The sequence below is a fragment of the Bradyrhizobium sp. WSM3983 genome, from assembly GCF_000473045.1.
Taxonomy (GTDB): Bacteria; Pseudomonadota; Alphaproteobacteria; order Rhizobiales; family Xanthobacteraceae; genus Bradyrhizobium.
Genome location: NZ_AXAY01000018.1, coordinates 59,476 through 74,209, shown reverse-complemented (window position 1 = coordinate 74,209; position 14,734 = coordinate 59,476). Strand labels below are relative to the sequence as shown.

At 63.2% G+C, this 14,734-nt stretch carries 15 protein-coding genes and 1 pseudogene; 12 read left to right on the top strand and 4 right to left on the bottom strand.

From position 1 onward, the window contains the following. The first annotated feature begins 3 nt into the window (after window positions 1-3). From YUA_RS0124800 to YUA_RS0124780, 5 genes are all read left to right on the top strand, one after another. Window positions 4-762 (top strand): ATP-binding cassette domain-containing protein, encoded by a 759-nt coding sequence (locus tag YUA_RS0124800; protein ID WP_027533108.1) that lies wholly within the window; start codon window positions 4-6, stop codon window positions 760-762. Then, the gene (locus YUA_RS0124795) at window positions 762-1,832 is read left to right on the top strand and encodes an ABC transporter permease (protein ID WP_027533107.1); all 1,071 of its coding nucleotides are present in this window, start codon (window positions 762-764) and stop codon (window positions 1,830-1,832) included. The genes YUA_RS0124800 and YUA_RS0124795 overlap by 1 nt, the downstream gene beginning before the upstream one ends. Window positions 1,833-1,926: 94 nt before the next feature. Then, window positions 1,927-2,859, top strand: coding sequence for a sugar-binding protein (locus YUA_RS0124790; protein WP_027533106.1), 933 nt, complete (start codon window positions 1,927-1,929; stop codon window positions 2,857-2,859). 98 nt (window positions 2,860-2,957) lie between these two features. Then, window positions 2,958-3,935 (top strand): aldo/keto reductase, encoded by a 978-nt coding sequence (locus YUA_RS0124785; RefSeq protein WP_027533105.1) that lies wholly within the window; start codon window positions 2,958-2,960, stop codon window positions 3,933-3,935. A gap of 3 nt (window positions 3,936-3,938) precedes the next feature. Next, the gene (locus YUA_RS0124780) at window positions 3,939-4,781 is read left to right on the top strand and encodes an amidohydrolase (protein ID WP_027533104.1); all 843 of its coding nucleotides are present in this window, start codon (window positions 3,939-3,941) and stop codon (window positions 4,779-4,781) included. Window positions 4,782-4,834: 53 nt separating this feature from the next. Here YUA_RS0124780 and YUA_RS0124775 read toward each other — a convergent pair whose 3' ends face one another. The 3 genes and pseudogenes from YUA_RS0124775 to YUA_RS52710 all read right to left on the bottom strand — a co-directional run. Continuing rightward, entirely contained in the window at window positions 4,835-5,200 is a 366-nt protein-coding gene (locus tag YUA_RS0124775; RefSeq protein ID WP_027533103.1) for a nuclear transport factor 2 family protein, read from the bottom strand. A gap of 153 nt (window positions 5,201-5,353) precedes the next feature. Beyond that, the gene (locus YUA_RS0124770) at window positions 5,354-5,704 is read right to left on the bottom strand and encodes a RidA family protein (protein WP_027533102.1); all 351 of its coding nucleotides are present in this window, start codon (window positions 5,702-5,704) and stop codon (window positions 5,354-5,356) included. A gap of 123 nt (window positions 5,705-5,827) precedes the next feature. Continuing rightward, a pseudogene (locus tag YUA_RS52710) lies at window positions 5,828-5,920 on the bottom strand (polyhydroxybutyrate depolymerase); the annotation flags it as partial. Between the two features lie 256 nt (window positions 5,921-6,176). Between YUA_RS52710 and YUA_RS44975 the strand changes: the two are divergent. From YUA_RS44975 to YUA_RS0124750, 3 genes are all read left to right on the top strand, one after another. Next, the gene (locus YUA_RS44975) at window positions 6,177-7,193 is read left to right on the top strand and encodes a PAS domain-containing protein (RefSeq protein WP_027533100.1); all 1,017 of its coding nucleotides are present in this window, start codon (window positions 6,177-6,179) and stop codon (window positions 7,191-7,193) included. 516 nt (window positions 7,194-7,709) lie between these two features. After that, the gene (locus YUA_RS0124755; protein ID WP_027533099.1) at window positions 7,710-9,818 is read left to right on the top strand and encodes a methyl-accepting chemotaxis protein; all 2,109 of its coding nucleotides are present in this window, start codon (window positions 7,710-7,712) and stop codon (window positions 9,816-9,818) included. A gap of 45 nt (window positions 9,819-9,863) precedes the next feature. Beyond that, the gene (locus YUA_RS0124750) at window positions 9,864-10,160 is read left to right on the top strand and encodes a hypothetical protein (protein WP_027533098.1); all 297 of its coding nucleotides are present in this window, start codon (window positions 9,864-9,866) and stop codon (window positions 10,158-10,160) included. A 37-nt stretch (window positions 10,161-10,197) separates the two neighbouring features. Here the strand turns inward: YUA_RS0124750 and YUA_RS0124745 are convergent, their stop codons facing one another. Continuing rightward, on the bottom strand, window positions 10,198-11,868 hold the full coding sequence (locus YUA_RS0124745) for an FAD-binding dehydrogenase (RefSeq protein WP_027533097.1): 1,671 nt from the start codon (window positions 11,866-11,868) through the stop codon (window positions 10,198-10,200). Window positions 11,869-12,122: 254 nt separating this feature from the next. On the opposite strand from YUA_RS0124745, the gene YUA_RS0124740 reads away from it, so the two are divergent. From YUA_RS0124740 to YUA_RS0124725, 4 genes are all read left to right on the top strand, one after another. Further along, the gene (locus tag YUA_RS0124740; RefSeq protein ID WP_027533096.1) at window positions 12,123-12,644 is read left to right on the top strand and encodes a hypothetical protein; all 522 of its coding nucleotides are present in this window, start codon (window positions 12,123-12,125) and stop codon (window positions 12,642-12,644) included. Window positions 12,645-12,784: 140 nt separating this feature from the next. Then, window positions 12,785-12,979, top strand: coding sequence for a hypothetical protein (locus YUA_RS0124735; protein ID WP_027533095.1), 195 nt, complete (start codon window positions 12,785-12,787; stop codon window positions 12,977-12,979). Window positions 12,980-13,002: 23 nt separating this feature from the next. Further along, complete coding sequence (locus YUA_RS0124730; RefSeq protein WP_027533094.1) at window positions 13,003-13,593, top strand: SCO family protein; 591 nt, start codon at window positions 13,003-13,005, stop codon at window positions 13,591-13,593. A gap of 215 nt (window positions 13,594-13,808) precedes the next feature. Continuing rightward, on the top strand, window positions 13,809-14,732 hold the full coding sequence (locus YUA_RS0124725) for a transporter substrate-binding domain-containing protein (RefSeq protein WP_027533093.1): 924 nt from the start codon (window positions 13,809-13,811) through the stop codon (window positions 14,730-14,732). Window positions 14,733-14,734: the final 2 nt, after the last annotated feature.

The window sequence follows — 14,734 nt, the reverse complement described above, 5'->3', positions numbered from 1 at the left end:
CTGATGGCAAGTGCTGACACAACCCCGGTCCTCGAGCTGACCGGCATCGGCAAGGAGTTCGGCGCCATCCGCGCGCTGCATGATGTCGATATGCATGTCCACCCGGGCGAAGTGGTCGGCCTGATGGGCGACAACGGTGCCGGCAAGTCGACGCTGGTCAAGATCATCGCCGGCAATTTCCGCCCCAGCCATGGCGAGATCTGCTTTGGCGGCAGTGCAGTCCACTTTAGCCGCCCGGTCGATGCCCGCGCGGTCGGGATCGAGGTCGTCTATCAGGACCTCGCGCTCGCCGACAACCTGACTGCTGCCGCCAACGTGTTTCTCGGCCGCGAGCTCAAGCGCAAGTTCGGCCCCATCGCTTTGCTCGACCACAAGGCGATGGCATCGCGTGCGCTGGAGCTGTTCGGCGAGCTGCGCTCGGAGACGCGCCCCGACGATCTCGTCAAGCAGATGTCGGGCGGCCAGCGCCAGGCGGTCGCGATCGCGCGGACGCGGCTCTCCAACGCGCGGCTCGTCATGATGGACGAGCCGACGGCCGCGATCTCGGTCCGCCAGGTCGAGCAGGTGCTGGGCCTGATCCACCGGTTGAAGGAGCAGGGCGTCGCCGTGATGCTGATCTCGCACCGCATGCCCGACGTGTTCGCGGTGTGCGACCGCGTCATTGTCATGCGCCGCGGCGAGAAACGGGCCGACAAGCCGATCCACGAAACCTCCCCCGAGGAAGTCACCGCCCTCATCACCGGCGCGAAGGAGGCGGCGTGATGGCCATGCCCCTGGAATCTCCCGTCACGTTCTCGAACGTCGGCAAGGTCAAATGGTGGCGGCGCGGCATCTTCGCCTCCCAGACCGGCTACGTCATCCTGGCGCTTCTGGCGCTGATGGTCGTGATGCATTTTGCCAGCCCGTATTTCTTCACGGAGGGCAATATGCAGAACGTGGCGAAGAACTTCTCCTTCATCGCCATTGCCACGCTCGGAATCACCTTCGTCATCATCACCGGCGGCATTGATCTCTCCGTCGGCTCGATGATGTGTTTTTCTGCGATGATCACCTCGATGGTCATGGTCGAGCTGTCGGCGCCGGGATCGGCGTTCGTCCATCTGGCCGCCGACGGCAAGACCGTCGTCGCCAATGTGCCCGGGTTGATCTTTCTAATCTCGGTGCTTGCAGGACTGTGCGCCGCGTTGATCGTCGGGCTCATCAACGGCTTCTGCATTGCGGTGCTCGGGCTGTCGCCCTTCGTCACGACGCTCGGCATGCTCTCGATCGTGCGTGGGCTCGCTTATGTCGTCTCCAACGGCCGCGGCAGCTTTCCCGGCGGGCCAGACGCCGATTATTTCTATGCGCTGACATCGGGTGACGTGCTCGGCGTGCCCGCGCCGTTCATCTATCTCGTGATCCTCGCTCTCGCCATGGCCGTGGTCCTGCACCACAGCGCCTTCGGCCGCCACGTCTTCGCGCTCGGCGGCAACGAGAAGGCGGCGGAGCTGACGGGCATCCCTGTCGTGCGGGTGAAGATCGAGGTCTACGTGATCTGCGCGCTCGCCGCGGGGCTCCAGGGCATCATCATCTCCGGTTGGCTGGGCTCGGCGCCGGCCAACATGGCGACCTCCTACGAGCTCAACGTGATTGCGGCCGCCGTGATCGGTGGCGCCAATCTGGCCGGCGGCATCGGCGGTCCGCTCGGGGCCATCGTCGGCTGTGTGTTGCTCGAGGTGATCCGTAACGGCCTCGTGCTCGCGCAGGTCAACTCCTACTGGCAGCAGACGCTGGTGGGTGTGATCATCATCCTTGCCGTGCTGGTCGACCGTATCCGCTCGCGCATGACTTAACCAGTTACTCCGGAAGGACAACAAAAGATCGTCTATCCGCCTGCCGGGGCATCACATTCATAAATGGATAGGCAACAAAGTGTGGAGGGAAGAAATGAAGAAGCTTCTGTTGGCCGGTTTGACCATCGCAATGATGGCAACCCCGGCATTTGCCCAGACCTACAAATTCGCGGTCGTGCCCAAGGCGATGAACAATCCGTTCTTCGACGTGGCCCGCGACGGCTGCATGAAGCGCGCCAAGGAGCTCGGCAATGTCGAGTGCATCTACAAGGGGCCGATCGAGCACGAACCGGCGACGCAGGCGCAGATCATCCAGGACTTCATCACCCAGAAGGTGGATGGGTTGGCAATCTCGGTTGCCGACGTCGCAGCGATGACCAAGTCGATCGACGCAGCGACTGCAGCCGGCATCCCCGTCATCACGTTTGACGCGGATGCGCCGGGTTCCAAGCGGCTTGCCTATATCGGCACCAACAACAAGGACTTCGGCCTCGCGCTCGGCAAGCAATTGCTCCAGCTCCGGCCCAATGGCGGCAAGTATGCCATGGTTTCCGGCGGCCCGGGTGCGAAGAACCTTGCCGAACGTGTCGATGGTGTCCGCGAAGCGCTCAAGGGCTCGAAATGGGTCGAGGTGCAGGGTTCGCCGACCTTCTGCAATGACGATTCTGCGCTTGCGATCCAGCAGATGTCGGACCTGCGTACCGCAACGCCGGATCTCGGCGCCATCGTGCCGGTCGGCGGCTGGCCGATGTTCGCGCCCGAAGGCTACAAGGCCTTCGTCAACAAGAACAAGAAGGATATCGACGCCGGCAAGTTCACGCTCGTCGTCGCCGATACGCTGAAGATGCAGCTCGAACTGCTGCGCGACGGCTATTCCAACGCGCTCACCGGCCAGCGTCCGTTCGAAATGGGCGAGAAATCGATGGACACGTTGCTTGCGATCAAGAAGGGCCAGAAGGTTCCGGAAGTGATCTACACCGGTCTCGATCTGGTGACGAAGGATAACGTCGCTCAACTCTTGAAGTAGGGACGTCAAGCAGGAACGTCTCCCAGCCCCGACGTTCCTGCGCTACACTCCCTCTCCCGTCCGCGGGGGAGGGAGTGCTGCTTTGGAAGGAAATTGCAATGAAGCGTACCCGGCTTGCTGACGGCCTCGACGTCACTTCGATTGGCCTTGGATCGGCGCCGCTCGGCGGATTGTTCTCGGCGGTCAGTGATGCGGATGCGGAGGCGACTCTCGCGGCCGGGTGGTCCGCCGGCATCCGTTTCTACGACACCGCGCCGCTCTACGGCTTTGGCCTGGCCGAGCGCCGTGTCGGCAGCTTCCTGCGACAGCAGAAGCGCGACTCGTTCGCGATCTCGACCAAGGTCGGCCGGTTGCTGCGCCCCGAGGCCAATTCGGCTGAGGACGATCATTACAAGGGCGCGCCTGCACTACGGCCGCAATTCGATTTCAGTTATGACGGCGTGATGCGCTCGGTCGAGGAGAGCCTTGTCCGCCTCGGGCTCGACCGCGTCGACGTCCTGCTCGTGCATGATCCTGACGATCATTATGACGACGCTGTCTCCGGCGCCTTCCGCGCGCTGCAGCGCCTGCGCGCAGACGGCACGGTCAAGGCGATCGGCTCCGGCATGAACCAGTCGGAAATGCTGGTTCGTTTTGCCGAAGCCGTTCCGGTCGACTGCTTCCTGCTCGCTGGCCGCTACACACTGCTCGACCAGGGCGCGCTGGATGCGCTATTTCCGGTCTGCGCTGCCAGGAACATTGGCATCCTGCTCGGTGGCATCTACAACAGCGGCATCCTGGCCAATCCGCACACCGGCGCGAAGTTCAACTATCAGGACGCTGACGCCGCGCTCGTGGCGCGTTCGCTCGCGCTCGACGAGCTCTGCCGCAAGCACGGCACCGAACTGAAGGCCGCCGCGCTTCAGTTCTGCATGGCCCATCCGGCCGTGACGGTCGCCGTGCTGGGCGCACGCAACGCCGCAGAGGTCGCCGACAACATCGCGATGTCGGAGCGCGTGGTGCCGCAAGCCTTCTGGCAGGAGCTGCGCGCTAAAAACCTCGTGGACGCGCGGGCGCCGCTGCCCGGCGGAGTCTGAGGCATGGTCATCGACGCCCACCAGCATTTCTGGGATCCGGCGCGCGCCGATTATCCCTGGATGGACGCGGCTGAGCTGACGCCGATCCGTCGTGCCTTTGGTCCTGCCGATCTCGAGCCGCTGCTGAAGGCGAACGGCATCGACGCAAGCATCGTGGTGCAATGCCGCTCCGCGCTCGCGGAGACCGAGGGATTTTTGCGGATCGCGCATGCCACCCCCTCCGTCATCGGTGTCGTCGGCTGGGCCGATCTGACCGATGCTGCGCTCGGCGACACGCTCGACCGCCTGCGCGCCTTGCCGGGCGGCGCCAGGCTGGTCGGCATCCGCCACCAGGTCCACGACGAGGCCGATCCCGACTGGCTGCTGCGCGCCGACGTCCAGCGCGGACTTACGGCCGTGTTCGCCCGCGATCTCGCCTACGACTTCCTCGTCCGCACCCGCGAGCTCCCCGCCGCGATCGCAACTGCAAAAGCCTTTCCGCAAGCTCACTTCGTGCTCGATCACGCGGCAAAACCTCCGATCGCCGATGGCAACAGCGCCGAATGGTCCGACCGTATCGCGTCGCTCGCGGGCTGCGGCAATGTCTGGTGCAAGGTCTCGGGCCTCGCGACGGAAGCGAAGTGGGATGATTGGGACGCGGAGCGGCTGTTTCCATTCGTCCAGCACGTCGCGCATTGTTTTGGCGAGGACCGCCTGATCTTCGGCTCCGACTGGCCGGTGTGCCTGCTGGCGGGCAGCTACGGCGAGATCAAGAGTGCGCTGGAGGCGTGCCTGGCGAAGCTTGGAGCGAGCGTGCGCGAGAAAGCGTTTGGGGCGAATGCGAAGGCCGCGTATCGGCTGCGCTGATTGGAGAGCGCAAGCCTTTCTTACCCTCCCCCTCCAGGGGAGGGTAAGAGACCTCACGCGCCGGCAGGCACTTGATCCAGAAATCCCGTGATGCTCCTGATCCGCCCGTCCTTCAGCACGGCGAAATCAGTCCCCTTGATCGGGCTGTCGACGCTATCGGGACCGAGGCCCCAGCTGAAGCGGACATGGTCGCCGTAGCCGTTGGGCTCGCCGATCAGCTTGAACCTGAAGTCGGGAAAGCGTTCCTGCACGCCGGCGATCAGCGCGTCGATGCCATCCTGGCCGTCGCCCTTCATCAGGGGATCGACATAGCTCGCATCGGCCGTCCAGTTCTCGCTGAGCAATTCGCGCCGGCGGCTTTGCGTACGCTCGTTCCAGAGGTCGATGTAGCGGCGGGCGATGGTGACATGGTCGGTCATGAGACTCTCCTTCGATAGCGCCGTGTGGTTCGGCTGTCACAACTATCGAAGGTTCGCGCGCGAGGATCGATTACCTCGGAGATCATGCGTCCGCAAAAAAAGAGCGCGATGATGGTCTCATCGCGCTCCTGTCGCATGTTGGTTCCGCGCGAATTACTTCGCAGCGACCACCATGATCTCGACGGTGTACTGGGGCGCGGCCAGCTTGGCTTCGACGGTGGCGCGGGCCGGGGTGTTGCCGGGCGACACCCAGCTGTCCCACACGGCGTTCATTTCCTGGAACGTTTTCATGTCGGTGATGTAGATGGTGGCTGACAGCAGCTTCGACTTGTCGGTGCCGGCCTTGGCGAGATGGCCGTCGATGGTTGCCAGGATGTCCTGGGTCTGCTTCGTCACGCTTTCGCCGGCTGCATTGTTGGCGACGACACCGGCGAGATAGACGGTGTTGCCGTGTGCGACGACCTGGCTCATGCGCGGGCCGGTTTCAAAACGCTGAATGCTCATTTACGGGGGTCTCCTGGTGGGAATGGCGGCCCTGTCTAGCGCAGAGACATGGCTCGTGCCACCCCAGGCACGCATGCGTGCCCGGGCATGCATGCGTTCGTTCAGCGAAACTGGCTGAAAAACGTCCAGCAGCTTGCCGATGAAGGCGATGTCATCGGTGCCTGCAGGTGGACCGCGCAGTTCGGGTCTTGCCTTCGTCCGCGCATCGACCCATGCGGGAGAGAACCGGCAGATCACCGCCAGCCAGAACGGGTAATGCGCGGGTCGTATCATCCAGGCCATGGTCGGCACCATCACCCATGGCCTTTTGCCGCTTCTATGCACGTAACCAAGTTCAAGAACTCGGCGCGACCATGAACGGCATGTACATACCTGCTGGATTGCACATATATTTTGCAGCAATCGGGAATTGAGCTGCGTCAACGAGCGGAACTAAGATAGGCTGCAATTGGGAGTTGAGACTGATTTCACGATGGGGGCTGAATTGCGCCACCTGGAAAAATACCTCGACCCTTCGGACATACTTCGTTTTTTTGAAGAAAAAATTTGGACTGGCGTCTGGCGCTGCGATGCCGAAGGGCAGATGCAGTGGTCGCGTGGCTTCTACAGTCTGCTGGGCCTCGATCCTCATGCCGTCGCGCCCAGCTATGCGGAGATCGAGAAACGAATTCATCCGGAGGATCGCCGGCCGCAGCGCGATCCGCGCGAATTGGCCTTCGACCGATCTTTGCTCGACGGCGAGTTTCGTATCATCCGCCCGAATCGCGCACTGCGCTGGGTCCGTATCCAGTCCGAAACATTTCTGAACTCCGCCGGCGAGCCGGAATACGTGCTCGGCGTCGCGATCGACATCACCGAACAACGCAGATCGCTGCAGCCTCTCAAGATAGAGGCTGGTCGCTACGCGGCGCTGACGCAGGTCGCAGGCGGATTGTTGTGGGTCGGCAGTCAGGACGGCCGGATCACCGCGCTCTTGAATGAAAAGAACAACCCGGACGCGCACCGTTTCTTCGGCAGGGGCTGGGTCGATCTTCTCCCCGAAGAGGAGCGCGAAGCGGCCTTGCGGATCTGGGCGGCTGCGGCCGAAACGGGACAGCCCTACGACGTCGAGCATCGGCTGCGCCAGTCCGACGGCTCTTACCGCTGGTATCATTGCAAGGCTGTGCCGGTCACGGACGCGGATGGCAGCATTAGGGAGTGGTTGGGAATCTCCACGGACGTGCACCAAGAGCGACTCGCGGTCCAACACGCCGCGACCTCGAGATTGACGGGTGCGCAATTGCGCGCGGCCCGCGGCATGCTGAACTGGTCGGTGAAACAGCTCGCCGCGCGAACCGGGATTTCTGCTGCCGTGATTCGCCGGCTTGAGGAGCAGAACGGTTTCTTGCGACTGCCCGACGAAACATTGACGCTTCTTTGCGACACGCTCTCGTCTGCGGGCATCGAGTTCATCTTCGGAGCCGGGAAACCTGGCGTGAGGCCAAGATAATTATCGAGAGGCCAATCGCGGTCGTCATCGATTTTTTGCGCAGATCGAAATCCGGTCGGGTCCGCTTCGCACCAGTTTTGCTGTTGGCGCATCGTTCTGTCGTTTGAGAGAAAAAAATCCCCGCAAGGCCTCGCACTTTGATTCCGGTTGCAAAGGTGGCGAGCAATTCTTGCGCGTTGAGAGAGCCTCGCGGACAAATTTCTCTTAATGTCGCAATAACCAATTTTGGCCATCGTGAGAGCACACGTCAAAGTCTGAATCGCGATGGCGTGAAACTGACGGTAGTAGCTGGGGTAGTGGGACGCTGCATCATCGCGGCGATTGCTGAAGCGGCGCGCGCTTCGATCTATCCGGGATTGTTGCCAGCCGTGCGCGCCAATGCTGCCGCGATCGGAATGGTGGGGTATCGCCTGATTTCGTCATGTCAAAGGATCGCATCCGTCTGCGGCATCGTCCGCGCGGGAATTTCATGCGACGTCTTAGGCCATTGGGGCCATAGCTTCGGGGTGTTTGCCAATGTCGTCCTATTTCAAACTTCGTACCGGTGGTCGGTTGATCGCCGGATTTGCTGCAGTCTGCGCCATCATCGCTCTTTCTGCTGGCTACACCATGCTCGAGGTCGGGCGCATTTCAACGACGGTCAACCGTATGACGAACCTGCGCACGCCGGTCGCGCTGGCGAGCACCGAGCTGGTCGGCAATCTCTATTCCACGCTCGCGACCCTGCGCGGCTATTTGCTGAGCGGGAATCCGCAAGGCAAGCTCGATCGCATGTCGATGTGGAAGGAGATGGATAGGACGGCAGCTGCATTCGACGAGCAGGCGGCGCATTTCACCAATCCCGAGAACAGGCAAAGGTGGGAGCAAGCCAAGCTGCTGCTCGCCGAGTTTCGCGCTGCGCAGGATAAAGCGGAAGCGATCGCTTTCACCCCCGATGCCTATCCCGCGACCAAGCTCATGGTCAGCGAGGCCGGCCCGCGCGCAGACGTGATCTTCTCCGAGATCACGAAGATGATCGATCAGGAGGAGACACAGGAAGCTACGCTGGAACGGAAGAAATTGCTCAAGGCGATGGCCGATACGCGGGGTCATTTTGCCGCTGCCACGGCCCTGCTCCGGATGTACCTGCTCTCGGGCGAAAAGACCGACAAGGAAAAATTCGTCAAGCCGTGGGAGGCCTTTGAGAAAGGCTATGCCGGGGTCAATGCGCGAAAGGACCTGCTCACGGCCACGCAACAGGCCTCCTTCGACAAGATCGCAAAGGCGAAAAGCGAGTTCGCGCCGCTCTATGAAAAGATCTTCGCGCTTCGCGAGTCCCAGGACTGGAACGTGCCGGTTTACCTGCTGGTGACCGAAGCCGCGCCGCGCGCGGCAAGGATTCTCGACTTGCTCGACGGACCCAAGGGCGTCGATGGCACTCGCTCGGGAGGTATCAAGTCCAATCAGAAGAGAATGCTCGTCGAGGAGACCCGCGAGGTGCAGGAGAGCATCTCGCTGCTGAAGCTGGTCCTGTGGACCCTGTTGGCCGCCGGAGTCGGCCTCGGCGGAACAATCGCATTGTTTACGTCCCGCTCTATCGCCGCCCCGATCCGGGGAATGACCTCTGCTATGGGCAGTCTAGCCGGTGGCGACACCTCGACGGCAATCCCCTGCGTGGGCCGTACCGATGAGATCGGCGAGATGGCCAATGCCGTCCAGGTGTTCAAAGAAAGCATGATCGAGGCCGATCGTCTACGCGCCGAGCAGGCACAGATGGAGGTTCGTGCGGCCGCCCAGCGCAAGGCCGACATGAACAGGCTCGCGGGTCAGTTCGAGGACGCGATCGGCGACATCGTGAAGACGCTGTCGTCCTCATCGACCGAGCTTGAAGCTGCGGCTCGGACCCTGAGCAAGACCGCGGAGAACACCCAGGAGCTATCGAGCGTCGTCTCTGCCGCCTCCGAGGAAGCCTCGACCAACGTTCAATCGGTGGCCTCCGCCACCGAAGAGATGAGTTCGTCGGTAACCGAAATCAGCCGCCAGGTGCAGGACGCAGCCAGAATTGCCGCCGCGGCGGTGGAGCAGGCGCAGAGGACCAACGATCGGGTCAACAAGCTGTCGCAGGCGGCCACCCGCATCGGCGACGTCGTCGAACTCATCAGTACGATCGCGGGGCAGACCAATCTGCTGGCTCTGAACGCAACGATCGAAGCGGCGCGAGCCGGCGAAGCGGGGCGCGGCTTTGCCGTGGTCGCGTCCGAGGTCAAGGCGCTGGCCGAGCAAACAGCGAAGGCGACCGGAGAGATTGGTCACCAGATTTCCGACATCCAGGCTGCCACCCAGGAGTCGGTGGTTGCGATCAAGGAGATCAGCGGAACAATCGGCAGGATCTCGGAGATTTCATCCGCGATCGCCTCGGCAGTCGAAGAGCAGGGAGCGGCCACGCAGGAGATTGCCCGCAACATCCAGCAGGCGGCGCAGGGGACCGACCAGGTCGCCGCCAACATCAGCGATGTGAAGCACGGGGCAGCGGAGACTGGTTCCGCTTCAACGCAGGTGCTTGCCTCGGCGCAGATGCTGTCGAACGACAGCGCGCGATTGCACTCCGAGGTCGAGCAGTTCCTGACCACGGTGCGCGCGGCCTGACCCGGACAGATGACTGTCCTGCCACTACCGCATGGGAGAACGCAAATGGCCGATCCAATCACGCAAGAATCGCTCGCGGGCGCGGTCGAGATCGCGTTCCCGCTCAGCCAAACCAGCCTGGTCGCCAGCGCCAGAAGAGACTGCAAGTCGCTGCAACAAAGCATCGCGACGATGCAGCAATGTCTCGAGGCGCTTGACGACTTTCTCCGAAATCTCGATGACAGGCCGCGGGCCGAGACACTTCGAGCACACATGGCCGAGCTGAACGATCTGTTGTCTCTGCGGCTCGATCAGCTCTCCCTGACCGAACGTTTGTTGCAGGAGATGCTTCGCCGCGGCTGAAGCGGGTGCGTCGCCGCGCACCCGCCTGCCTCGCCGGTCACCCTACCGCTTTCGCCGCCGCGCGACCCGCATTGCGCCCCGAGAACAGGCAGCCGCCGAGAAAGGTGCCCTCCAGCGAGCGATAGCCGTGCACGCCGCCGCCGCCGAAGCCGGCGGCTTCGCCGACCGCATAGAGCCCGGGAATGATCTGTCCTTCCTCGCCGAACACGCGTGAGTCGAGATCGGTCTCGAAGCCGCCCAGCGTCTTGCGGGTGAGGATGTTGAGCTTGACCGCGATGAGCGGGCCCTTTTCCGGATCGAGAATCCTGTGCGGTGAGGCCGTGCGGATCAGCTTGTCGCCGATATAGCGCCGTGCGTTGTGAATGTTCATCACCTGCGCATCCTTGACGTAAGGATTGGCGATCTCGCGGTCGCGCGCCTCGATCTGCATCCGGATCTCATCGAGCTTGAGCAGGCCGTTGCCGGCCAGCTTGTTCATGGCAGCAACGAGGTCTTCGATCTTGTCGCGCACGATGAAGTCGACACCGTGGCTTTTGAACGCCTCCACCGGCGCCGGCGCGCCCTTGTTGGTGGCGCGGCGCAAGGTCATGCGCCAGCTCTTGCCCGTGAGATCGGGGTTCTGCTCCGATCCCGACAGCGCAAACTCCCTCTTGATGATGGCCTGCGTCAGGATGAACCAGGAATAATCATAGCCGGTGGACATGATGTATTTGAGCTGGCCGAGCGTATCGGATCCCGGGAATAGCGGCGCCGGCAGCCGTGTGCCCGTGGCGTCGAACCACATCGAGGACGGGCCGGGCAGGATGCGGATACCGTGGCGCGGCCAGATCGGTGACCAGTTCTGGATGCCCTCGACATAGTGCCACATGCGGTCGCGATTGATCAGCCGCGCGCCCGATTTCTCGGTGATGCCGATCATGCGGCCGTCGACGTGTTCGGGCACGCCCGAGATCATGAATTTCGGCGGCTCGCCGAGCCGCTTCGGCCAGTTCGCCCGCACCAGATCATGATTGCCACCGATGCCGCCGGACGCGACGATTACGGCCTGCGCCTTCAGCGCAAATTCGCCGACGACATTGCGCGACGAGCTCTTGCCGCGCTCGATAGTGTCGGGCGCGAGGATCGCGCCGCTGACGCCGTCCACCGTGCCGTTGGTGATCGAGAGCGCATCGACGCGATGGCGGAACCTGAAGATCAGCCGGCCGCTCTTGGCGGCTTCGCGCGCGCGGCGCTCGAACGGCTCGACGATGCCGGGGCCGGTGCCCCAGGTGACGTGAAAGCGCGGTACCGAATTGCCGTGGCCCATCGCATCATAGCCGCCGCGCTCGGCCCAACCGACCACGGGGAAGATGCGATGACCCATCGCGCGCAGCCAGTCGCGCTTCTCGCCGGCGGCGAATGCGACATAGGCCTCGGCCCATTGGCGCGGCCAAAAGTCCTCGTCGCGGTCGAAGCCGGCGGTGCCGAGCCAGTCCTGCATCGCGAGGTCGAAGGAGTCCTTGATGCCGAGCCGGCGCTGCTCCGGCGAATCGACCAGGAACAATCCGCCGAACGACCAGAACGCCTGGCCGCCGAGCGACTGCTCGCCTTCCTGGTCCACCACGATCACGCGCTTGCCGGCATCGGCAATTTCGGTCGCTGCCACCAGTCCCGATAGTCCTGCGCCGACGACGATGACGTCAGCCTGCTCAGTCGAATGCTCGGCCATGAGTTCCCCCCTGTAGTTACCCGGGATTGAAGCCAGCGGTTGCAACTGAGATCAAGGGCTTGTCGCGTAAGACATCGTTAACTTGTTCCACTTTGGGAATTGAGGCGGGCCTTGGTGCAGCGCGGACGCAACACTGGATTTGAATTTGTTTTGAGTGAGCCCGCGTGCCTAGACAAAGCCGCAGAGTCGACAGACGCTAGGGGCGCGCATCACCACCTGACACGCAGATTCGAAAACGACTGGGGCGGGGGCCAATGAAGTTTCTGACGGGATTGGTTGCGGCGGTTCTCCTGGTCGCTTGCATGGGGGCGTCTCACGCGGTGGTTCGGATCGCGGATGATCGCGGCGGCCGGATTGGAACCTACGTCGACAGGTACCAGGACCTGCGCCAGTCCGGCGACACCGTCATCATCGACGGCCTCTGTGCCTCCGCCTGCACCATCGTCCTTGGCGCCATTCCGCACGACCGCATCTGCGTGACCTCCAGCGCGACGCTCGGCTTCCACGCCGCCTGGGATTTCGGCGCCAATGGCCGCGCCGTCACCAATGCGGAAGCGACCCAGATGCTCTATGCGATGTATCCCTCGCAGGTGAAGCGCTGGATCAACCAGCGCGGCGGCCTCACCCCGCATATGCTCTTTCTGAGGGGCAGGCAGCTTCAGGCCATGTACAAACCCTGCTATCTGGACGCGCAGGCCTCGGCCATCAAGCCGTCGCGTCGACCTTTGCCGCAAGCGGACCAGCTCGAATCCGCCCGCGGCCAGTTCCTGCACTGACATCCTCGGCCTGACCGGATCGGCCTGACCGGATCGTCTTGACCGGATCGTCCTGGCCCGTCGGCGGTGCGCCTTGCCCGCAGGCGGGCCAGAGCTTATCTGGAGGCCTAGGAACCGGGCCCTTCGCCCCGATCATTGCCATGGCTGAACCCGTGCACCCGGCACATCCTGTATCGGACAATTCGCCTAATGCCGGCCGGCTGCCATCCGTGCTGCTGTTGGCCGGCGCTGGCGTTGGTGGGCTGGTCGTGCTCGGCGCGCTCGCGCTCTGGTTCCATTACGGCTCCCAGGTGTTCTTCGAAATGATCAGGACCGGCTTTGCCGCCTGCTTCTGATTCGCGACAGGAAGTATTCGCTCATGAGCTCAACTGCCCGTCCGCTGGTGATCGCGACCGCCTTCGCCTCGAGTCTCGTCGTCGGTCTGCTGGTGCTGTTCTGGGCCATGGGCGGGGTCAGCAAGGTGGCGCAGCCGGCCTCGATCGGCGGCCCGTTCCAGCTCACCGACCAGGCCGGCAAGGCCTTCACCGACAAGGACCTCAAGGGCAAGCCGACCCTGATCTTCTTCGGCTATACGCATTGCCCCGATATCTGCCCGACCTCGCTGTTCGAGCTCTCGGAAGTGCTGCGCGCGATGGGCAAGGATGCCGACAAGGTCAACGCCGTCTTCATCTCGGTCGATCCCGAGCGCGACACGCCCGCGACGATGAAGGACTATCTCTCGAGCTTCGATCCGCATCTCGAGGGCCTCAGCGGCGATCCCGCCGAGACCGCCAAGGTGATCACCTCCTACCGGGTCTACGCCAAGAAGATCCCGACCAAGGACGGCGACTACACCATGGACCACACCGCGCTGATCTACCTGATGGACCGCGACGGCCGTTTCGTTTCGCCGTTCAACCTGAAGCGGACCCCGGAAGAGGCCGCGACCGAGCTGAAGCGGTATCTCTGAAAGTTCACCTCTCCCGCTTGCGGGAGAGGTCGCGCCGCAGCCGCGGGTGAGGGCTCTCTCCTCATTGGGGCTCTCGCCCAGCGGAGACACCCAACCCTCTCCCGCAAGCGGGAGAGGGGGCGCACTTTCACTCTAGCCGCAATCGGCGCTCGCGTTCCCGGCCGGATGGTCTATAAGGCCTTCCGATCCCAATGAAATTCGTTCATTTCCGGCCGATGGCTTCATCGCAACAGGCGAAATCGTCCAAATCTGCCCGTGGCTTGCTGACGAGGCTTGCCGTCGCTGCGTGCCTGCTCGCAGGCCTGTCCGGCGCCCGCGCGCAGGCCCCGGCGAAGCAACCTCCGGCGGCGCCGCAGGCCACGCCCCAAGCAGCCCCTCAAGCTGTGCCCGGTTTCTGGGACCCGCGGCGGCGCCCGGAGCGGCCGGACCTGTCGCGCCTGACCGTGATCCGCTTCCTGACCGAGACCGACTATCCGCCGTTCAACTACACCGGTGCCGACGGCAATCCCGCCGGCTTCAACGTCGATCTCGCCCGCGCGCTCTGCGAGGAGATCAAGGTCACCTGCACCGTGCAGATGCGCCGCTTCGAGACGCTGGTCGATGCGCTCACCTCCAACCGGGGCGATGCGATCATTGCTTCCATGGCGGTGAGCCCGCAGCTTCGCGCGCGCGTCGACTTCACCGATCCCTATTACCGTGTGCCGGCGCGCTTCGCCTCGCGCAAGGATGCGGTGATGCCGGAGATCCGTCCCGAATATCTCGAAGGCAAGAAGGTCGGCGTCATCGGGGGCTCCGCGCATGAGGCCTACCTCAAGGCGATGTTCACCGACGCCGAACTGCACGGCTATCCCAACGACGACGCGCTCCGCACCGCGCTCCGCAAGGGCGATGTCGATTTCATCTTTGGTGATGCCATCTCGCTCGCGTTCTGGATCAACGGCACCGATTCCGGCGATTGCTGCGCCTTCTCCGGTGGCCCCTTCGTCGAAAGCCGCTTCTTCGGCGAGGGCATCGGCATCGCCGTGCGCAAGGGCAACGACGTGCTGCGCCAGGCCCTGAACTGGGCCCTGTTCCGCGTCTGGGAAAAAGGCCGCTACACTGATCTGTGGCTGCGGTATTTTTCGGTGAGCCCGTTCTGATC